The sequence below is a fragment of the Streptomyces sp. NPDC028308 genome, assembly GCF_055565855.1.
The window spans coordinates 293077-312174 of sequence record NZ_JBVHTO010000010.1 but is presented as its reverse complement, the minus strand read 5'-3'; the positions used below and the strand labels follow the sequence as shown (position 1 = coordinate 312174).

The 19098-nt window shown below is 74.1% G+C and carries 17 protein-coding genes; 9 read left to right on the top strand and 8 right to left on the bottom strand.

The window, feature by feature from the left end; all coding sequences use genetic code 11:
- Positions 1-78: 78 nt before the first annotated feature.
- A complete protein-coding gene (locus ACZ4VA_RS24450; protein WP_355782125.1) occupies positions 79-2304 on the bottom strand; it encodes an acetate--CoA ligase family protein in 2226 nt (741 codons plus the stop codon).
- Positions 2305-3072: 768 nt separating this feature from the next.
- Complete coding sequence (locus ACZ4VA_RS24445; RefSeq protein ID WP_355782122.1) at positions 3073-4254, bottom strand: flavin-containing monooxygenase; 1182 nt, start codon at positions 4252-4254, stop codon at positions 3073-3075.
- Positions 4255-4512: 258 nt separating this feature from the next.
- Here ACZ4VA_RS24445 and ACZ4VA_RS24440 point away from each other — a divergent pair, with 258 nt between their 5' ends.
- The 3 genes from ACZ4VA_RS24440 (at position 4513) to ACZ4VA_RS24430 (ending at position 6248) form a co-directional block, all read left to right on the top strand.
- Positions 4513-4965: a DoxX family protein gene (locus tag ACZ4VA_RS24440; RefSeq protein ID WP_355782119.1), complete on the top strand. Its 453-nt coding sequence runs from the start codon at positions 4513-4515 to the stop codon at positions 4963-4965.
- 68 nt (positions 4966-5033) lie between these two features.
- Positions 5034-5435: a Zn-ribbon domain-containing OB-fold protein gene (locus ACZ4VA_RS24435; protein ID WP_356163883.1), complete on the top strand. Its 402-nt coding sequence runs from the start codon at positions 5034-5036 to the stop codon at positions 5433-5435.
- A gap of 120 nt (positions 5436-5555) precedes the next feature.
- Complete coding sequence (locus tag ACZ4VA_RS24430; RefSeq protein ID WP_356239341.1) at positions 5556-6248, top strand: GNAT family N-acetyltransferase; 693 nt, start codon at positions 5556-5558, stop codon at positions 6246-6248.
- A gap of 194 nt (positions 6249-6442) precedes the next feature.
- Here ACZ4VA_RS24430 and ACZ4VA_RS24425 read toward each other — a convergent pair whose 3' ends face one another.
- Together ACZ4VA_RS24425 and ACZ4VA_RS24420 are read right to left on the bottom strand one after the other, a co-directional pair.
- Entirely contained in the window at positions 6443-7111 is a 669-nt protein-coding gene (locus ACZ4VA_RS24425; RefSeq protein ID WP_468082511.1) for a pyridoxine/pyridoxamine 5'-phosphate oxidase, read from the bottom strand.
- 1089 nt (positions 7112-8200) lie between these two features.
- Positions 8201-9415: a thiolase C-terminal domain-containing protein gene (locus tag ACZ4VA_RS24420; RefSeq protein ID WP_468082510.1), complete on the bottom strand. Its 1215-nt coding sequence runs from the start codon at positions 9413-9415 to the stop codon at positions 8201-8203.
- A gap of 180 nt (positions 9416-9595) precedes the next feature.
- Here ACZ4VA_RS24420 and ACZ4VA_RS24415 point away from each other — a divergent pair, with 180 nt between their 5' ends.
- From ACZ4VA_RS24415 to ACZ4VA_RS24405, 3 genes are all read left to right on the top strand, one after another.
- Positions 9596-10789 carry an acyl-CoA dehydrogenase family protein gene (locus ACZ4VA_RS24415; RefSeq protein ID WP_389390850.1) on the top strand — a complete coding sequence of 398 codons (1194 nt, stop codon included), beginning with the start codon at positions 9596-9598 and terminating at the stop codon, positions 10787-10789.
- Entirely contained in the window at positions 10789-11277 is a 489-nt protein-coding gene (locus tag ACZ4VA_RS24410) for a nitroreductase family deazaflavin-dependent oxidoreductase (protein ID WP_389390849.1), read from the top strand. The genes ACZ4VA_RS24415 and ACZ4VA_RS24410 overlap by 1 nt, the downstream gene beginning before the upstream one ends.
- 158 nt (positions 11278-11435) lie before the next feature.
- On the top strand, positions 11436-11888 hold the full coding sequence (locus tag ACZ4VA_RS24405; RefSeq protein WP_355781444.1) for an Lrp/AsnC family transcriptional regulator: 453 nt from the start codon (positions 11436-11438) through the stop codon (positions 11886-11888).
- A 176-nt stretch (positions 11889-12064) separates the two neighbouring features.
- Here the strand turns inward: ACZ4VA_RS24405 and ACZ4VA_RS24400 are convergent, their stop codons facing one another.
- Positions 12065-12700 (bottom strand): TetR family transcriptional regulator, encoded by a 636-nt coding sequence (locus ACZ4VA_RS24400; RefSeq protein WP_355781449.1) that lies wholly within the window; start codon positions 12698-12700, stop codon positions 12065-12067.
- A gap of 143 nt (positions 12701-12843) precedes the next feature.
- Here ACZ4VA_RS24400 and kbpA point away from each other — a divergent pair, with 143 nt between their 5' ends.
- Complete coding sequence (gene kbpA, locus ACZ4VA_RS24395; protein WP_355781441.1) at positions 12844-13596, top strand: AfsK-binding protein KbpA; 753 nt, start codon at positions 12844-12846, stop codon at positions 13594-13596.
- A 221-nt stretch (positions 13597-13817) separates the two neighbouring features.
- Entirely contained in the window at positions 13818-16157 is a 2340-nt protein-coding gene (locus tag ACZ4VA_RS24390; protein ID WP_355781439.1) for a serine/threonine-protein kinase, read from the top strand.
- Positions 16158-16287: 130 nt separating this feature from the next.
- Here the strand turns inward: ACZ4VA_RS24390 and ACZ4VA_RS24385 are convergent, their stop codons facing one another.
- Positions 16288-17052, bottom strand: a complete 765-nt coding sequence (locus ACZ4VA_RS24385; protein ID WP_468082509.1) for a hypothetical protein — start codon at positions 17050-17052, stop codon at positions 16288-16290.
- 132 nt (positions 17053-17184) lie between these two features.
- On the opposite strand from ACZ4VA_RS24385, the gene ACZ4VA_RS24380 reads away from it, so the two are divergent.
- Entirely contained in the window at positions 17185-17811 is a 627-nt protein-coding gene (locus ACZ4VA_RS24380; protein ID WP_356163887.1) for a putative periplasmic lipoprotein, read from the top strand.
- Positions 17812-17859: 48 nt separating this feature from the next.
- Here ACZ4VA_RS24380 and ACZ4VA_RS24375 read toward each other — a convergent pair whose 3' ends face one another.
- Both ACZ4VA_RS24375 and ACZ4VA_RS24370 read right to left on the bottom strand, forming a co-directional pair.
- Entirely contained in the window at positions 17860-18639 is a 780-nt protein-coding gene (locus tag ACZ4VA_RS24375; RefSeq protein ID WP_355781430.1) for an enoyl-CoA hydratase/isomerase family protein, read from the bottom strand.
- A complete protein-coding gene (locus ACZ4VA_RS24370) occupies positions 18636-19097 on the bottom strand; it encodes a Zn-ribbon domain-containing OB-fold protein (protein ID WP_468082508.1) in 462 nt (153 codons plus the stop codon). The genes ACZ4VA_RS24375 and ACZ4VA_RS24370 overlap by 4 nt, the downstream gene beginning before the upstream one ends.
- Position 19098 lies beyond the last annotated feature (1 nt).

The window sequence follows — 19098 nt, the reverse complement described above, 5'->3', positions numbered from 1 at the left end:
CGACGGGTCGCGGCGGTGCTGGGGCGGTTCGCCCGAGGGCGCGCGAAAGGATGGGCGGGGGCCCGGTCGCCGGCGTGCTCAGTGGCAGACCGCCAGCGCGTCCAGGGCCACGGCGCCCTGCCCGCGCGGCAGCACCATCAGCGGGTTGATGTCCAGCTCCGCGATGTCGTCCCCCAGTTCCAGCGCCATCCGCTGCACCCGCAGGATCACCTCGACGAGGGCGTCGACGTCCACGGGAGGACCGCCGCGCACACCGTCGAGGAGCGCCCGCCCCCGCAGCTCCGTCAGCATGGTCCGCGCCTGGTCCTCGCCGAACGGCGGCACCCGCACGGCCGTGTCCCGCAGCACCTCCACGAGGACGCCGCCGAGGCCGACGGTGACGGTCGGCCCGAAGAGCGGGTCGTGCGCGACGCCGACGACCATCTCGACGCCCCGCTCGACCATCTGGCACACCAGTACACCGTCCAGCGAGATCCCCTCGTAGCGGGCGATGTCGGTCAGCTCGCGGTAGGCGTCCCTGACCTGGCTGGCGGAGGTCAGATCGACCTTCACCAGACCCAGTTCGGTCTTGTGGGCGATCTGCGCGCCGGACGCCTTCATGACGACCGGGTAGCCGACCAGGCCCGCCGCCCGCACCGACGCCGCCGCACTGGTCACCAGCTGCTCGCGCGGCACGCGTATGCCGTACGCCCGCAGCAGCTGCTTGGCCGCGTGCTCGCTCAGCTGCTGCCCCGGACGCATCAGCGCCTGCGCCTTTCGGAAGGAGGGCGAGGGTGTGCGGGGCGCCTCGTCGAAGGGCGAGCGGTACGCGGCGGCGAACCGGTGGTGCTCCAGGTGGGCGCGGACGGCGGTGACGCAGTTCGCGAACGTACGGAAGGTGGCGACCCGCGACGACCCGAGGAGCGTCTCGCGGTACGCGGCCTCCGTGCCGACCGGCGATCCCCACACCACGCACACCAGCTTGTCCGTCCGCTCCGCCGCGTCCACCAGGTCCTGGGCCAGCTTGTCGCTCATCGGCGGGAACGGCCCGGTGATGGGGCAGACCAGCACACCGACCGACGGGTCGGCGAGGATCGCGTCGATGATCTTCCGGCCGCGCGGGTCGCCGACCGGGTGGCCGCCGTTGTCGACGGGATTGGCGACGTTCAGGTACTCCGGTATCCACGTGTGGAGTTCCGCCTGCTTGGCGGCGGACAGCGTGGGCAGCGAGAGCCCGGCCGCGGTGGCGAGGTCGGCGAAGTGCGCTCCGGTGCCGCCCGAGATCGAATACACGGCGACGCCGTCGGCCCGTGGGGCCCGTGCCCGGGCCAGCAGGGCGGCGGTGTCCTGGAGTTCGTCGAGTCCGTCGACGCGGATCACGCCGTACTGCCGCATCGCCGCGTCGACCACGGCGTCCGAGCCGGTCAGCTTGCCGGTGTGTGAGGCGGCGGTGCGGGCGCCGGTCTCGGTGCGGCCCACCTTGACCGCGACGACCGGCACCCCGCGGCGGACGGCGCGGTCGGCGGCGAGCAGGAAGGAGCGGCCGTCCTTCAGCCCCTCGATGTAGCAGGCGATGGCGCCGACCTCGGGCCGCTCGGCGAAGTAGGAGATGAAGTCGGCGGTCTCCAGGTCGGCCTCGTTGCCGGTGGGCGCCCAGTGGGAGAGTCGGATGCCCAGCTCCTGGAGCGCGAAGACGGGGCGGCCCTGGTGCCCGGACTGGGTGATGAGGGCGATCGCCGGTCCTTCGAGGTCGTCGCGGAACCGCTCGAAGGCGTTGAGGTTGGTGTTCGGGCCCAGGAGCCGCAGACCGGAGCGCGAGACGGCGGCGGCGAGACGGGACTGCGCCGCCGCGCCCTCCGGTCCGGTCTCGGCGAACCCGGAGGCGAAGGCGACCGCGAACCTGACCTTGGCCTCGGTGAGTTCGTCGATCACGGAGGCGGGGTCGCCGACCAGGAGCGCGGCGAGGTCGACCTGTTCCGGCAGGTCGGCGACGGAGGAAAAGCACGGGATGCCGAAGACGGCGGGGCGGGTGGGATGCACGGGGTACAGGCGGGCGCCGACCCGCTCGGCCCACGCGAGCAGTTGCCGGGTGATCCCGGTGTTCGGCCGGCCCTCGGCGTCGGAGGCGCCGATCACGGCCACCGACTCGGGCCGGAAGAAGCGGTCCAGATCGGGTACGGCGGCGTACAGCGGCCGGCCGCTGACGTCCAGGTCGTCGACGTCGGCGGGTCTGCCGTGGACGACCGGTGAGGGTTGCTCGCCGCAGGCGATGACGCGGGCCCGGCGGGAGTCGGTGGTGAGGGTGCCGTGGGTTGATCCAAGCATCGGTCCGCCCGCTCCTGTGTGACAGCCAATTAACTGACGCTGTGTCAGATTACGCAACTGACGCCCTGTCAGGAACAGTCGTGCACGCAAAGGCTGTGCGCAGGCGGGGGACGCGGGGCGCCGGTGTGGGGCGGCGCGCACAGGGGGTCGTACCCGCCGCACGCCGGAGGGGAACCGGGCGGGGGAGAAGTGGCGCGGAGGGACCACCTCGTCGGCCGGGACGCGCCGGGGGTGGCCCTGGCGTTGGGTCGACGCACTCCCCGGAGCCGGGGCGTGACCGGCACGCCTCCCGAGGCCCGGGTGTCACCGGCACCCTTCCCGAGGCCGGGGTGTGACGGCACCCTTCCCGAGGCCCGGTGCGATCGGCACCCTTCCCGAAGCGGGGGCGTGACCGGCACCCTTTCCGAGGTCGGGGTGTGACGGCACCCTTCCCGAGGCCCGGTGCGATCGGCACCCTTCCCGGAGCGGGGGCGTGACCGGCACCCTTTCCGAGGTCGGGGCGTGACCGGCACCCTTTCCGAGGTCGGGATGTGACCGGCACCCTCCCCGGAGCCGGGGCGTGACCGGCACGCCTCCCGAGGCCCGGGTGTCACCGGCACCCTTCCCGAGGCCGGGGTGTGACGGCACCCTTCCCGGAGTCGGGGTGTGACCGGCACCCTTCCCGAGGCCGGGGTGTGACGGCACCCTTCCGGGGTGTGATCGGCGCGCCTCCCCGGGCGCGGACAAGGGCCCCGTCGCTGCCGACGGGGCCCTTGCCGGAGGCGGACGTTATCGGCGGGCGTTGCTTCGGGCTATCGCCTTGGCGATCTTCTGGGCGTCCAGGGCGAGTTCGCGGAACATCCCGCTGATGGGATTGGTGAACCCGGTGAAGTACAGGCCGGGGGCGTCCCGCGGGGAACGGGCGCCGTGGACGACCGGACGCCCGCGCTCGTCGAGCACCCCGAGGTGACCGACGAGCCCCTCCAGCGCGCGCCGGTAACCCGTGGCGGCGATGACGACGTCGGGGCCGATGCGGTCGCCGCCGGCGAGGACGACCTTGCCGTCCTCGAAGCTCTCGACGGCGCCGACGATCTCGACCCGCCCCTTGCGCACGGCGTCCAGCAGGCCGACGTCCTGGACGGGGATCGCCCCTTCCCGCACCCGCGAGTAGAGCCCGGTGTCCGGGCGGGGCAGCCCGTGCGCCGACAGGTCGGGCACGCTGACCCGGGCCAGCGGCCCCGCGAGCCGGTCGACCAGCCGGACCGGCAGCCGCCGTACGAGGATGCCGGTGAACTGGGCGGCCCAGCCCGCCGTCGAGCGCCGCACGATGTGCGGGGCCGTCCGCACCGCGAGCCGCACCCGCGACGCACCACCCTCGACGAGGTCCACGGCGATCTCCGCGCCGGTGTTGCCGATGCCGACGACCAGGACGTCGCGGCCGGCGTAGGGGCCGGCGTTGCGGTACTCGCCGGCGTGCAGGAGTTCGCCGGTGTAGGCGTCGCGGCCGGGCCAGTCGGGCAGGCGGGGCGTGTGGTTGTGGCCGGTGGCGACGACGACCGCGCTGCCGGTCAGGCGGCGGCCGCCGGTGGCGTGCAGCAGCCAGTCGTCCCCCGACCGCTCGACGCGGGAGACCTCGACCCCGGTGACGATCTCCAGTTCGTGGTGCTCGGCGTACTTCTCCAGGTAGCGCACCACGTTGTCACGTGACACCCACCGTCCGAAGGAGCGCGGCATCGCGAGCCCGGGCAGCGCGGACAGCCTGCGGGTGGTGTGCAGGTGCAGCCGGTCGTAGTGGCGCCGCCAGGAGGCTCCGACCCGGTCGGACCTCTCCAGCACGACGGCCCGCACACCCCGGCTGCGCAGCGCGTACGCCGCGGCGAGTCCACCGGGACCGCCGCCGATCACGTACACGGGGCGGTCTTCGTGGGACGGCACCGAGCGGGGTGTCGAGGAAGCTGTCGAGTCGGCCATGAGCGCGAGCGTAATCACGTCCTGACTTGATGGGTCTCGGTCAAGGCCGGAATCGGTTGCGAATTGATCACGGCTGTAGGAGGCGTGGGTGGGGCCGGTGTCGTAGGCCGTCCGGTTGTGGGGGTGGCGTGCGGAGGGGGGAGGTCGGACGGGGTCCGGGGCGCGTGTCGCCCGCCGTGTGCGGTGCCCCTTGCGCGGGCGCTCCCCGTGCGCTGAACTGACGTACCGTCAGATATCGAGGCGAAGGCGTGGGTGTCCATGGACACGATCTGGCTCACCGGTGCGCAATGGCTCGCCGTGCTGCGTATCGGACTCGGCCTGTGGTGGCTGGAGAGCTGGCGGCACAAGGACAAGAAGGGCTGGTTCGAGCGGGGGACCGGCATCGCGTGGGCGGCGGACGTCGCCTCGAAGCACCGCTGGAACGCGGTCCGCAGCGGCTTCGACGCGGTCGTCGCGCCGAGGCCGCGGACGATGGCGTACGTCGTCGTCTACGCCGAACTCGCCGTCGGTCTCGGCCTGGTCGCCGGCTTCCTCACCCCGGTCGCGCTGGCCGGCGGTCTGCTGCTCAACCTCCTCTACCTGGTCCTGATGATCCACGACTGGGCCGAGCAGGGGCAGAACGCGATGATGGCGCTCATCTCACTCGTCGCCCTCTTCGCCATGTCGTGGCAGACCTGGTCGCTGGACGACGCGCTCGGGCTGTTCCGGTGAAGGGCGGGGCGCCGGGGCGGACGGGACAGGGCGGAGCTGCGGGCGGCTCCGGCGGGGCGCGGTTCGATGTGCCGGAGGCCGACGCGTTCAGCCGCGCGTACTGGGAGGCCGCCGCCGAGGGGTGGCTCCTGCTGCGGCACTGCGCCGCCTGCGGACGTGACCACCACTACCCGCGCGAGTTCTGCCCGCACTGCTGGAGCGAGGACGTCGGCTGGCGGCAGGGGAGCGGACGCGCGACGCTCTACACCTGGTCCGTCGTGCACCGCAACGACCTCCCGCCGTTCGGCGCCCGCACGCCCTACGTGGCCGCCGTGGTCGACCTCGCGGAGGGGCCGCGGATGATGACCGAGATCGTGGAGTGCGAGGAGAGCGCGCTGCGGATCGGGATGGAGCTGGAGGTCACCTTCCGGGCGGCCGGAGCGGACCCCGCCACCGAGGTGCGGGTGCCGGTCTTCCGGCCCCGGCGGTGAGCGCTCGGCCGCTGACGGTGAACCCGGGCACTCCCGGGGTGAACGGCGGGGTCCCAGGGTGGCCGGCGGCCGGGGCGACCCGGAGGTGAGCCCGGCGCCGGTTCGGGTTTCAATGGCTGGATGGCCGACGTCGACGAGCAGTACACCACCTACCCCTACCGCGAGCTGCACGGTCACGGTCTGCGGCTGCGCGCCTGGAACGCCGCGTCCGACACCGACGCCGGCGCCTGGCTGCGCGGACTCTCCGATCCGGAGTTCCAGCGGTGGAACACACCGCTGAAGGCCGTCCGGGACATCGACGGCGCGCGGGAGTCGCTCCGGACGCGGGCCGAGAGCGCCGTGGACGGCACCGGGGTCTCCTTCTGCGTCACGGACGCGGAGAGCGGCGAGATCCTCGGGCACATCGGCGTCAACGAGATCGACCACGTCATGGGCTGCGCCCGCGTCGGGTACTGGGTGCTGCCAGAGGCACGCGGCCGCAAGGTCGCCTCGCGCGCGCTCGCGGCGGCGGCCGGTTTCGCCTTCACCGAGCTGGGAGTGCACCGCCTGGAACTGGGCCACGCGCTCGGGCACGACGCCTCCTGCCGGGTCGCTGAGCGGTGCGGGTTCCGGTACGAGGGGACGCTGCGGGACGCGATGTTCGAGGCGGGACGGCACGACGCGTACCGGGACGTCCACCTGCACGCACGGATCGCCACGGACCCGGACCCGGAACCGGGCCGGGAGCCGGAGTCGGACCCGGAGCCGGATCGGGACCCGGACCCGGATCGGGACCCGGACCCGTACCCGGAGTCGGAGCTGCGGGCGGACTGACCGGCGGTCGAACTGCTCGGCCCGTCCGGTCCAACTGGTTCAGCCAGTCCCGCCGCTCCGGCAGGTCCCGCAGGTCCCGCCGCTCCGGCAGGTCCCGCAGGTCCCGCCGGACCTGACCGCCGGGGCGCGTCCCGACCCCGGTGTCCGGCCTCCGGTGTGCGCGACGACCGGGAGTCACGGCCGACAGCCGGCTGTCACGGCCAGAGCAGTTCCTTGCGCCAGGCGTCCTCCGTACGGCGGTAGTTCAGCCGTACGTGCTGCCGGCGGGCGTCTCCCTGGAAGAACTCGGCCTCGTCGGGCCGGAGCCGGTACAGGGTCCAGGTCGGGGCGGGAGCGTCCGGTTCACGCTCGGCGTGGGCCCAGGCGGCCTCCGAGGCCCGCGCCAACTCCGCCCGCGACGGCAGGACTTCGCTCTGCCGGCCGACCAGGGCGGCGGCCAGCGCGCCGGTGGAACGGGCGTGCAGATCGGCCTGCCCCTCCTCCGGCGGCGCGAGCGTGACGGGGCCGCGCAGCCGGATCTGGCGGCCCTGTGCGGGCCAGTAGAAGCCGAGGGCGGCGTACGGGCGGGCGGCGAGCTGGCGGCCCTTGCGGCTCGTGGCGTGCGTGGCGAAGGACCAGCCGTCCGCGTCCGCGCCGTGCAGCATCACCGTGCGGACGTCGGGCAGGCCGTCCTCGTCCGCCGTGGCGAGGGACACGGTGTGCGGCTCCGTCTGCCCGGCGGCCACGGCCTCCGCGAACCACTCCTCGAACAGCGGCAGCGGCTCCCCGGGCGCGGCGTCCGGATCGAAGGCGGGCAGCTCGGTGTCCCAGACCCGCTGGGACCGCAGCAGGCGGGCGAACGCGGAGGACGTGTCGGCACTCATGCCCCGATTCTCCCGCGACGGCACCGGGACCGCCCGCGTAGGCGTCCCGTACGGCCGCGCATCCCGCCGTCGGCGTGACCGACGACGCCACGGGTGCGCGCGTACCCACGCCTTCCGCGCGGCACCGGGGCGCACGTGTCGGCGTGACCCCGGGTTGAACAGGACCGCCCGCGCAGGCCCACCGCCCGGCCTCGGTACGCCCGCCCAGGTCCTCTCGACGAGGGCCGGGACCGTCCGCGCCGGTGTTCTGCTGTGGCCCCCGGGGCCCCACCACCTACGCCGAACTCACTCTCCCCGCATGGCAGTTCAAGGGCGCGTCCGGGGGCGGCCCCCGGCCCTGGGTAGGGCTGGCCATACCCCCGGTCCGGGAGCCCGCCTCCTCGTGCCGGGGAGCGCGCGACGGCATCGTTGGACCCGGTCGAACCCCAGAGGTTCACGGCCCCGCCGCCCGGAAGGAAACCCCATGAACTCGCTGCTCTCGCCGAAGCCGGAGACGGCGTGCGCGGCGCGGGTTCCCGAAGCCGTCGAGGCCCGTACCGACGGCGTACGGAAGGCCCCGGCGGCCGTGGCGGCACCGGGTCCGCTGGCCTCCTTCGTCCGGTTCGTGGTGTGCGGCGGGGGAGTCGGACTCCTCTCCAGTGCCGCGGTGCCGCTGCTCGCCGACGGGCTGGGGTGGCTCCTGGCGAACGCGCTGGTCACCGTCGTCTCGACCCTCCTGTGCACGGAGCTGCACGCACGGTTCACCTTCGGGGCCGGCGGGCGTGCCGGATGGCGCCGGCACTGGCAGTCCGCCGGGTCGGCCACCGCCGCGTACGCCGTGACCTCGGCCGCGGTGCTCGTCCTGCACCTGGTGACGTCGGCGCCCGGCGTACAGGCCGAGCAGGCCGTCTACCTCGGCGCCTCCGGGCTCGCCGGGGCCGGCCGCTTCCTGGTGCTGCGCCTGTACGTCTTCGCCGCGCGCCCGAGCCGCCCCGCCCCGGCAGGCCCGCTCCCGGTACGCGCCGACGCGACGGTGCCGGTCCCCGGGGAGCTGCGCGCCCGCCCCCGGAGCGCGTGGGCGAGTGTGCGGACGTGCGGCGCACCGCCGGCTCACCCGCGCCCCAGGACCACCGTTCCCGCTGAGCAGAACCAGCCCCCGGTGCCGGAGGCCACCGCGAGGCGCGGCAGCCCGCCGTCGGGGCGCCGTACCTGCCTCCCCTCGCCCGCCTCCCCGCGCAGCTGCCGTACCGCCTCCACGAGCAGGAACAGGCCCCGCATCCCCGGGTGTTGGGCCGACAGCCCGCCCCCGTCGGTGTTGACGGGCAGGTCCCCGCGCAACGTCAGCCGCCCCTTCTCCACGAAGGCGCCGCCCTCGCCCTTCGCGCAGAACCCGAGGTCCTCCAGCGTCACGAGGGTCATGTAGGTGAAGGCGTCGTAGATCTCGGCGAGGTCCATCTCGTCCGGGCGCAGTCCCGCCCGCCGGAAGGCGAGCCGTCCGCTCACGGCGGCCGGGGAGACCGTGAAGTCGGCCCACTCGGACATCGTGGTGTGCGAGACGTGTTCGCCGGTGCCGAGGATCCACACCGGTGCCGTGCGGCAGTCGCGTACGTACTCCTCGGCCGCGAGCAGGACGGCCGCTCCGCCGTCGGAGCGGATGCAGCAGTGCAGCTTCGTGAAGGGGTCCGCGATCATCGGGCCCGACAGGACGTCGTCGACCGTGACGGGGTCGCGGAACATCGCCTCGGGGTTCGCGGCGGCGTTCGCCCTGGCCTGCACGGAGACCGAGGCGAGCTGTTCGAGGGTGGTGCCGTACTGGTGCATGTGGCGGCGGGCGGCCATCGCGTACTTGGCGACGAGCGTGTGGCCGTAGGGGACCTCGTACTGGAGCGGGCCCCGGGCGCCGAACGAGAGGTCGCCGGTGCGGCGGCCCGCTTTGATGTCGGCGCGGGCGGTGGAGCCGTAGACGAGCAGGACGGCGTTGGCGTGGCCCGCCGCTATGGCGTCCGCGGCGTGGGCGGCCATCACCTCCCAGGTGGAGCCGCCGACCGAGGTGGAGTCCACCCACACGGGTCTCAGGCCCAGGTACTCGGCCACCTCGACCGGGGCGAGCGTGCCGAGGCCGGCGGAGGCGAAGCCGTCGATCACCTCGCGGTCCAGCCCCGAGTCGGCGACGGCACGGCGGGCCGCCTGGGCGTGCAGCGCGTACGCGGTCGTCCCGTCCACCCGGCCGCAGTCGGCGAGTGCGGCCCCGACGACGGCGACCTTGCGTCGTCCCGAGGCGGTCGAAGGCCGGGACGACCCCGGAGTCCGTGGGGTTGGCGTCACAAATCTGACGGTACATCAGATGCGCTGCCTCCCGGGAGGGGTCGGCCGCCGGGTCCGGTGGTCCGCGCCCCTGTGCTTCCGCCGGGTACCGCCCTAACATGACGGCCCGTCAGATACGTGGCGGGGGCCGGCGCGGGGAGAGCCCTCGGCCGGTAGCCGCCCCGGGGAGGAGTCCCGCCCATGGACGCCCGCTTCACCGCCGAACAGGACGAGATCCGGCGTACGGTCCGGGAGTTGCTGCTCAAGCGCTGCGGTCCCGAGGAGCGGCGGGCCGCCGGGCTGACCCCCGCCGGGTACGAGGGCGCGTTGTGGGAGGCGCTCGCGGGCCGGCTCGGGCTGCCCGGCCTCGCCCTTCCCGAGACCTACGGCGGGGTGGGCTGCTCGATCACGGAACTCGCGCTCGCCTGCGAGGAGTCGGGGCGTTTCCTCGCCCCCTCGCCGCTGCTCTCCTCGGCCGTGCTGGCCGCCCCGCTGATCCTCGCCCTCGGCACCGCGGCCCAGCGCGCCGACCTGCTGCCCCGGATCGCGGCCGGGGAGCTGACCGCGGCCCTCGCCGTACCGGGAGCCGCGCTCGCCACCGCGCTGGGCCTGGTCGGCGACCACCGGGGAGGCTGGGCGGGCGGCGGACGGGCGGGGGGCGTCCAGGCCAGGCGCGTCGACGGGCGGTGGCGCCTGTACGGGGAGGCGGCCCAGGTGCTCGACGGGCACAGCGCCGGGCTCCTGGTGGTGCCCGCGCACACCGGAGGGTTCGCCCGGTCGCGGACCCTGCTGTTCCTCGTACGGCCCGAGGATCTGGACGGCGGACTGGTGCGCGTACGGCAGACCGCGCTGGACGTCACACGGCCGCAGGCACGCGTCGAACTGCGCGACGTGAAGGCCGAGTTGCTCGGGGACGAGGACGCCGACGTGCTCGGACCGCTCGCCGCCGCCGGGGACGGCGCAGCCGCCGTACTGGCCGCCGAGGCCGTCGGAGCCGCGGACCGCGCGCTGGAGCGCACCGTCGAGTACGTGCGGCAGCGGCACCAGTTCGGGCGGCCCATCGGCTCCTTCCAGGCGGTCAAACACCGCCTCGCGGACGTCTACGTGCGGGTCCAGGCGGCGCGGTCGGCGGCGTACTACGCGGCCCGGGCGTGCGGCACCGGAGCCGAGCGGGTGGGCGGGCTGGCGCTCGCGCAGGCGCTGGAGGCACTGCGGTCCGCCGCCTCCGAGGGCATCCAGCTGCACGGCGGCATCGGTTTCACCTGGGAGCACGAGGCGCACCTGTACTTCAAGCGCGCGACCGGCGACGCGCTGCTGTTCGGGCCGGTGCACCGGCTGCGGGCGCGGGCCGCCGACGCGGCGCGGCTGTTCGACGCGGGAGAGGTGGCGGTGTGATGACCCGGGGTGTCCGGCTGGTGCAGAAGGTGTCCTCGACCAGGACCTTCGCCCGCGTCGCGCCGCACGTGATCCCGGCCCTCGACCGCGCCGTGCACCGGATGACGCGGGGCAGGGTGCTGCCGAGCGCGCGGATGCTGCCCGGTGTCGTCCTCACCGCGCGCGGCGCGCGGAGCGGGCTGCCCCGGCGCACGCCGCTGGCCTGCATGCCGGAGGGCGGCACCGACGGCGCGCTGCCCGCCGGCTGGTTGCTCGTCGGGTCCAACTTCGGCCGTGCGGGCCACCCCGCCTGGACCGCCAACCTGCTGGCCCATCCGGACGCCGAGATCAGCTGGAAGGGGCGGGACGTGCCCGTCACGGCCCGGCTCCTGGAAGGGGAGGAGCGGGCGGCGGCCTGGCGGGCGGCACTGGAGTTCTGGCCGCCGTACGCCGCGTACCAGCGCCGGATCACCCGCGAGATCCGGCTGTTCCGCATCACGCCCCGGTGACCCCGGAACACCCGGTTGCCCCTCGGGTCCCCTGGGCGCCCGGCCCCCCCGGCCTTCCAAGGCCGTGTGAGCCCGGTGGGGCGTGTGCGGTGCCGGCTGGCCCGAATGTGCTGCCCGGGTTTGCGCGTGGGGGCGGGTCCCGGGGCAGGATCCGCCGCATGGACGCCGTGGACCAGAGGATTCTTGCCGAGCTCCAGCGGGACGGGCGGCTGACCGTGACGGAGCTGGCGGCGCGGGTGCGGCTGAGCGTCTCCCCGTGCCACCGGCGGCTGCGGGAGCTGGAGCGGTCCGGCGCCGTCAAGGGCTATCGCGCGGTCGTGGACCCCGCAGCCGTGGGGCTGACCTTCGAGGCGCTGGTCTTCGTGTCGATGCGCCAGGAGGACCGGGACACGATCGCCGGCTTCGAGGAGGCCGTCGCCGGCATCCCGCACGTGCTGGACGCGCAGCGCCTCTTCGGCGAGCCCGACTACCTCCTGCGGATCGCCACCGCCGACCTCGCGGCCTTCCGGCGGCTCTACGACGAGCGGCTCGCGACGCTGCCGGGCGTGCAGCGGCTGACCTCCACGCTGGTCATGAAGCACGTCGTCGCCGACCGCCCGCTGCCCGCGTAGGGCCGCGGAACCCGTGCGGCACCGGGCCGCCGCATCCACTGCCCGCGTAGGGCCGTGCCGCCCGTGCGGCACCGGGTCGCCGTATCCGCCGGTCCCGTACAGCGCAGCGGGCGGCAGCCCACACCGGTGGACCGCCGCCCGCATGACAGGAATTGTGTCGAGGAAAGGGAGAGGTGCTACTTCGTCGGCTTCTTGCCCGTGACGCCGAGGTGCACCAACATCGCCAGGTTCGGCTTGAGTTCAGCCTGCTTGACGCCCCACGTCTGGAAGCCCCGCTGATGCGAGGCGACCGCCGCGAGCATGGCGACGAGGGAACCCGCCATCGCCGCCGGGTTGACGTCCTTGTCGACCTTGCCCTTGGACTGGAGCTCGGTGACCGTGTCCGTAAGGGAGTTGTTCACCGAGTTCAGGATCTTCATCCGGATCTTGTAGAACCGCTTGTCGCCCTCGGCTGCACCCAGGTCGACGACACGCAGAATCGCGTCGTTCTTGCGCCAGAACTCCAGGAAACCGTCCACGAGTTCCTGCGCGGTCTGCCAGCCTGCCTTGCCGACCCAGGAGCGGCCTTCGAGCAGCCGGGTCAACCCGGCGCCCTCCGCGGCCATTTGCTCGGCGATCTCCAGGACGGCGCCTTCGACGTCCGGAAAGTACTGGTAGAAAGTCGCCGGTGACGTGCCCGCCTTCCGGGCGACATCAATGACTTTGACGTCCCGGTAGGGCGAGGAGCTGAGCATTTCGCTGAGGCAGTCGAGCAGTTTCTGCCTGGTCGCCTGCCCACGCCGTCCGGCCACACGGCCGTCGACGGTACGCACTTGTCCTGTCATGCCGTCAGCTTACCGAGGGGTGATCGGAGCGCGATTCGGCCGACTGCAAATGGGGAGTACGCCCATTTCCGGGGCCTCCGAGGGGGTGCCTCCGCCGTGCGCGGTGCGTGAGCGGCCGTTAGCTTGGCGGCATGGCCGAATCCGCGTCATCCGCCGCGTCCGCCGCTTTCGCGGAGGGCGTCCCCTGCTGGACGGACGCCCAGCTCTCCGACGTGGAGGCGGGCAAGCGCTTCTACGGTGAGCTCTTCGGGTGGACCTTCGAGGAGGCGTACAGCACCCCGCGCACCCCCCGTACCACCTCCCCACGGCGCGGCACCTCCGTCTGGGCGCACCGTGAGGGCGAGCCCGTGGCCGCCCTCACGCCCAAGCGGGACGGCCGGATGCCCACCGTCTGGACGGTGTACTTCGCCACCCCCGACGCCGCCGCGCTCGCCCGGCGGATCACGGCGGCCGGCGGACAGGTGATCACCGACGCGCTGCCCGTGGACTCCCTCGGCACGACCGTGCTCGCCGCCGACCCCGAGGGCGCCGTCTTCGGGCTCTGGCAGGCGGACTCGCACCCCGGCTTCGGCCGCCGCCACCGGCAGGGCTCCTTCTGCTGGGCCGAGCTGTACGCCAGGGACCCCTCCGGCTCCTTCTACGCGGACCTCTTCGGCACCCCCGACCAGCCCGACGTGGGCCGCACCGCCGTGTCCGACATCTTCCCGGCCGAGATGCCCCCGCACTTCCTCGTCCACTTCGGCGTCCGGGACTGCGAGGAGGCCCTGGAGACCGTCCGCCGGCTCGGCGGCCGGGTACAGGCACCCCCGTTCGACACCTCGTACGGACGGGTGGCCGTCGTCACGGACAATCAGGGGGCGTCGTTCGCGGTGATGCAGCGCTGAACCGGGCATCCGTCCGCGTTCCACCATCCGGCCGCCGCTTTGCAGAAACCGCCCGACGTGGTTTTGTCCTGAGACACCCCGATCCGCACCCGGGTTCGCAACCGGTGGCCCGGACAGGAAGAATCAGGGTGCGTGCCGCTGTGGCGGTTCGGTGGTGAGACGCTGCACGGGGCCGCGTTCATACGTGGATGACGCGGCCCGTACGGGGAGGTGGCAGGCAAGTGGTGGATCAGCTGACGCAGCACGATCCGCGGCGGATCGGGCCGTTCGAGGTGCTGGGACGGCTGGGTGCGGGCGGCATGGGGCTGGTCTATCTCGCGCGCTCGGCGTCCGGCCGGCGCGTGGCGATCAAGACGGTCAGGACGGAGCTCGCCGAGGACCAGCTGTTCCGGGTCCGCTTCACCCGCGAGGTGGAGGCGGCGCGAGCCGTGTCCGGCTTCTACACCGCCGCCGTGGTCGACGCCGACCCGCGCGCCGCGGTCCCGTGGCTGGCCACCGCGTACGTCCCCGCGCCCTCGCTCGAGGAAATAGTGAACGAGTGCGGGCCGCTGCCGGCCCAGGCGGTGCGCTGGCTGGCCGCCGGTGTCGCGGAGGCGCTGCAGTCCATCCACGGCGCCGGTCTCGTCCACCGCGACCTGAAGCCCTCGAACGTCCTCGTCGTCGAGGACGGCCCCCGCGTGATCGACTTCGGGATCGCCTCCGGCGTCTCGAACACCCGGCTGACCATGACGAACGTCGCGGTGGGCACCCCCGCGTACATGTCGCCCGAGCAGGCCAAGGACTCGCGCAGCGTCACCGGCGCCAGCGACGTCTTCTCGCTCGGCTCCATGCTCGTCTTCGCCGCCACCGGCCACGCCCCCTTCCACGGCGCGAACCCGGTTGAGACGGTCTTCATGCTCCTCCGCGAGGGCCCCGACCTCGAAGGACTCCCGGACGAGCTGCGCCCCCTCATCGAGTCCTGCATGCAGATGGACGCGACGGCCCGGCCCAACCCGGCCGACCTCCAGGCGCAGCTGGCCCCGCACCTCTTCGGCTCCGGATCGGACGACAGCGGTACGGCGTCGGCGTGGCTGCCCGAGCGGGCGGTGGGCTTGATCGAGACGCGCCGCGGCGGCCGTCCCCCCGTGCAGCCCGCCGCGTCGTCGGCCCGCAGCGGCGGCGGCCGGGGTGTCGTCACCGCACCGCCGGTGCCGCAGCACGCCCCGCCCCGGCCTGCCGCCGGCGCGCCCGACACCGGCCCGGTGCGGCTGGCCGGCGCCAAGGTGCCCATCGGTCCCGGACCCCGGGTCGCCGACGCCCGCGCCGCCGCCGTGAAGGCACCCCCTCCGGAGGCCGGCCTCGCCGCGTCCTGGTCCCGTCCGCGCCCCGGCGTCAACGGCGCCGACCCGGTGCCCGCCGTCGCACCGCCCGCCCGCGCCCCGGAGTCCCCGGCCGGCTGGCGCCCCTGGCGTTTCCGCATGTCGAACGACGTGTGGGGCACGCCCGCCGTGGCCGACGACCTCGTCTACGTCACCTCCTTCGAGGTGCACGCGCTGGACGTGGCCACCGGCAGACGCCGCTTCAAGACCCGCGACGTCGCCTGGTCGATGGCGGTCGCGGACGGCCGTATCCACGCCTCCGACGGCCCCACCCTCTTCGCCCTGGACGCCCGTGAGGGGGGCGACATCTGGCGCGTGTCCACCGACGCCTGGGTGTACTCCCTGAAGGCCGACCGCGGCACCGTCGTCACCGGCACCCGCGGCGGCGGCGTACAGGCGTGGGAGGCGGCCAACGGCCAGAAGCTGTGGGAGATCACCGGCGCCCAGACGGACTTCGAGTCCCCCGAGGCCGGACCCGCCGTCCACGACGGCACGGTCTACGTGTGGAAGGACGCGCGCCTGCGCGCCCTGGAGTCCCGCACCGGCGAGGAGCGCTGGTCGTACCCCATCGGCGACGCGGCCTCCTGCGGCGGCGTCCCCGTCCGGCTGACCCAGGCACCCGACGGATACGTGTACGTGTCCGCCGGCACCCGCGTCCTGGCCATCGACGTGACGAGCGGCCACGTCCGCTGGCACTTCGAGGCCCCCGCGGTCTTCCTCTGCCCGCCCACCTTCGCGCCCGGCCCGGCGGTGACCGGCGGCGGCGTCTACCTCGCCGACTACCTGGGCACCGTGTACGCCCTGGACGCCACAGACGGCCGCGACCGCTGGCGCATCGCGACCGAGTCCCGCGCCTCCGTCGAACCGGTCCTGGTCGCCGCCGGTCACGTCCACGTCGGCAGCGGCAAGGGCCTCTACACCCTGGACGCCGTGACCGGCACCCCGAAGTGGCGCTTCCAGGCGGGCGGCGACATCGTCGGCGCCCCCGCGGTGGCCGAGGGCCGCATCCACTTCGGCTCCACCGACCACCTCCTCTACACCCTGAAGGCCGACGACGGCCGCCTCCGCTGGAAGCTGGCCACCGGCGGCGAGATCACCGGCGCCCCGGTCGTCAGGGACGGCGTCGTCTACGCCTGCAGCAAGGACCGCTGCGTCTACGCCCTCGACGCCGAGAAGGGCACGGGCACGGCACGTACGGCGTGACACGTCCGGCGGCGCCCTCGGCGGGGGCGCGGACCGTGCCCGGCGTCCGAGGCCACGCGCGTGGCCGTCGGCGCTGCCCCCGAGGCGTCAGGAGGACGACCGGCGCCCGTCGGGTGTCACGTAGCCCGCGTCACCGCTGGTCCGGCGGTCGCCGCCACGTGGCCGTCGGCGCGTCCTCCCCCGAACCCGTGCCGCCGGGCTCCCGCGGCGGCGGCCGGTCCGGCGTCGGATCCGTCGGCCCGTAGGGCCCGTCCTGACCGGAGGTCCCGGCGGGCCCGTGCTGCCAGGTGGGCTCGGACGGTTCCCCGTGGCCGTGCTGCCAGGTGGCCTCGGACTGGTCTCCGTGGCCCTGCTGCCAGGTGGGCTCGGACCGGCCTCCATGCTGGCCGCCCGCCCCGGTGTTCCAGGCCGGGTCCGACTGCCAGGACGGCTCGGCGGGCTCCGACGGCGGCAGCGTCGCCATCCGCTCGCGACGACCGCCGCGCCCCCGCATCAGGGCCGCGCCGATCAGCAGCAGCACCCCGCCGCCCAGCGCGCCCGCGACGCCCGCCCCGAGGCCGTTGCCGTCGGAGTCGACCGTCAGCCCGGACTCGGCCTGCCCGACGCGCACCATCCACAGCACGGCGAACGCGAGCACGGCGATCCCCGCCAGCGCGACCAGCAGCCGCGAGCGGAGCAGCACTCCGACGACCGTCACCACCGCCGCGATCGCGAACGGCAGGAAGAGGGAGGTGAACAGATCCGCCCGGGCGTCGGTGACCCCGGACCCCAAGAAGAGGTCGCCCAGGCGGTAGTACCGGCCGTGACGGCCGTCGTACCAGGCGCGGAATGGGCTCCAGACGGCGGCCGCCGCTCCGAGGAGGGCGAGCACCGACCCGAGTACGTTGCGGACCATACGCGGGCCTCCTCACTGCTCTACCAACCGACGCTACGCCGCACGCCCCGCACCCGCCATGCTGTGGGGAGAAGTGGGGGACGACTCAGTCATGCGGTGTGACCGGACGCGTGCCGTGAGTAGGCTGATCACATGCATTCACGGGGGCGCACACTCAAGTTCACAGCGGTTCTGGCCATGGTCGTGCTCGCACTGACCGGCTTCTCGACGGGGCGCGGTCACGGCGGCAGCCGTCACAGCGGCGGCGGGGGCGGCGGTTGCAGCAGCTCCAGCCAGAACCACGACAGCTCGTCGTCCACCTCGGGCGGAGGCTCGTACAGCTCCGGCTCGACGACCTCGGGCTCCGGCGGCGATGACGATTACTACGACAGCGACGATGACGACGACGCGTACGGGAGCGGCAGCACCGGCAGCAGCAGCACCGGTGGCTACAACCGGCGTCCGACCCACCGCTCCACCTCCGGCAGCGGCTCCAAGGGGCCAAAGGACGGCACGGCGCGGCTGGTGAGCTGCGCGACCGAGCGGGCCCCGTACGCGACCGTCGAGGTCACCAACCCGAACTCCCGCAAGGTGACGTTCAGGGCCGACGTCACCTTCTACGACGAGAACGACCTCCCCATCCCCGTCACGCGCGGGTACGGGCGCGTCACGGTGCCCGCGAACGGCAAGGACACCGTCCGCGTGGAGGTGGGCGGTTCGGGGCTGGCCGCCTCGGTGGACCACTGCGAGGTCTCCCGGACCGCCCCGGCGGAGGACTGACGGCCCGGGACCGGAGAGGGCCCGCCCGCAGCGGCGGCCCATCCCGGACTACCGCAGCCGGAACCCGTCCGGACGGCGGGCGGCGAACAGTTCCGCCTGCCGTCGCGGCGGCTGGTTGCCGAGCGCGATGAGGTGCGGCGCCTGCGCGAACGCGTGGGCGTTCGCCGCCTCCCGCGCGCTCCACAGGGCGCGCACGGTGCCCTGCACGGCCTCGGCCGGGTAGGAGGCGATGACGGCGGCGCACCGCACGGCCGCCGCCAACGCCTCGCCGGGCGGCGTGAGTTCGGAGACCAGCCCGATCTCGTACGCCCTGCGGGCCGAGAGGCGCTCGGCGGTGCCCATGAGCGCGGTTCGGGCGGCTTCCCCGTACGGCATCCGCTGCACCATGTGGACGGACTCGTAGGCGCTGACCATGCCGTACGTCGTGTGCGGGTCGAAGAACGTCGCGGTCTCGTCCGCGACGACGAAATCGGCCTCGCCCAGCAGGTAGAAGGCGCCGCCGCAGGCCATTCCCGCGACCGCGGCGATCACCGGCTTCCACAGATCGTTCGCCTTCGGGCCCGCCGTGAGCAGCGGATCGTCCATCATGTACGGCGAGCCGGGCTGGGGAACGGCCGCGCTCCGGTCGATGCCCGTGCAGAAGGCGCGCCCGCCGGCGCCGGTGAGGACGACGGCCCGTACGGAGTCGTCGAAGCGGAAACCCCGCCAGGCGCCGGCCAGTTCGGCGGCAAGCGCGAGGTCGACGGCGTTCAGCCGCTCGGGCCGGTCGAGGGTGACGACGGCGACGCCGGTGTCCTTGTCGGTGCTGGTGCGCAGGCCGCCGCTCACGGCCGCTCCAGTACCCAGCGGGGCACGGTCGTGCCCGCGGTCCCCGACCGGTCCAGCGGGTCGGCGGGGCCGAAGACGACCTGCACCCGCGCGCCGATCCGCAGGCGCCCCGGATCGACGGAGCCGAGCGGCGCGTCGGGTCCGGTGACGAGGTTCCCGACGAGCCGGATCCGCGGCGCCTCCGCCAGCTCCACCACGATCGCGTTGTACGGCGCCTGCTCCGCGTAGCCCGGCAGCAGGGGCGGATGCGGCACGACGTAGGACCAGATCCGTCCGCGCCCGCTCATCCTGCGCCACTCGGAATCGAAGGAGTGGCAGTGCGGGCAGCAGGGGCGCGGCGGGAAGCGCAGCTCGCCGCAGTCCGGTGCGGCGCAGGCCTGGACGCGCAGTTCGCCCCGGGCGGCGTACCGCCAGAAGGGGGCGCCGTCGTCGTCGGGGACGGGGGACAGCAGGGGCATG

What these genes read in the sequence shown, in the direction of transcription:
- ACZ4VA_RS24450 (WP_355782125.1), bottom strand. Translation starts at nt 2,304, where the DNA reads ATGCTTGGATCAACCCACGGCACCCTCACCACCGACTCCCGCCGGGCC.
- ACZ4VA_RS24445 (WP_355782122.1), bottom strand. Translation starts at nt 4,254, where the DNA reads ATGGCCGACTCGACAGCTTCCTCGACACCCCGCTCGGTGCCGTCCCAC.
- ACZ4VA_RS24440 (WP_355782119.1), top strand. Translation starts at nt 4,513, where the DNA reads ATGGACACGATCTGGCTCACCGGTGCGCAATGGCTCGCCGTGCTGCGT.
- ACZ4VA_RS24430 (WP_356239341.1), top strand. Translation starts at nt 5,556, where the DNA reads ATGGCCGACGTCGACGAGCAGTACACCACCTACCCCTACCGCGAGCTG.
- ACZ4VA_RS24425 (WP_468082511.1), bottom strand. Translation starts at nt 7,111, where the DNA reads ATGAGTGCCGACACGTCCTCCGCGTTCGCCCGCCTGCTGCGGTCCCAG.
- ACZ4VA_RS24415 (WP_389390850.1), top strand. Translation starts at nt 9,596, where the DNA reads ATGGACGCCCGCTTCACCGCCGAACAGGACGAGATCCGGCGTACGGTC.
- ACZ4VA_RS24410 (WP_389390849.1), top strand. Translation starts at nt 10,789, where the DNA reads ATGACCCGGGGTGTCCGGCTGGTGCAGAAGGTGTCCTCGACCAGGACC.
- ACZ4VA_RS24405 (WP_355781444.1), top strand. Translation starts at nt 11,436, where the DNA reads ATGGACGCCGTGGACCAGAGGATTCTTGCCGAGCTCCAGCGGGACGGG.
- kbpA (WP_355781441.1), top strand. Translation starts at nt 12,844, where the DNA reads ATGGCCGAATCCGCGTCATCCGCCGCGTCCGCCGCTTTCGCGGAGGGC.
- ACZ4VA_RS24385 (WP_468082509.1), bottom strand. Translation starts at nt 17,052, where the DNA reads ATGGTCCGCAACGTACTCGGGTCGGTGCTCGCCCTCCTCGGAGCGGCG.
- ACZ4VA_RS24380 (WP_356163887.1), top strand. Translation starts at nt 17,185, where the DNA reads ATGCATTCACGGGGGCGCACACTCAAGTTCACAGCGGTTCTGGCCATG.
- ACZ4VA_RS24370 (WP_468082508.1), bottom strand. Translation starts at nt 19,097, where the DNA reads ATGCCCCTGCTGTCCCCCGTCCCCGACGACGACGGCGCCCCCTTCTGG.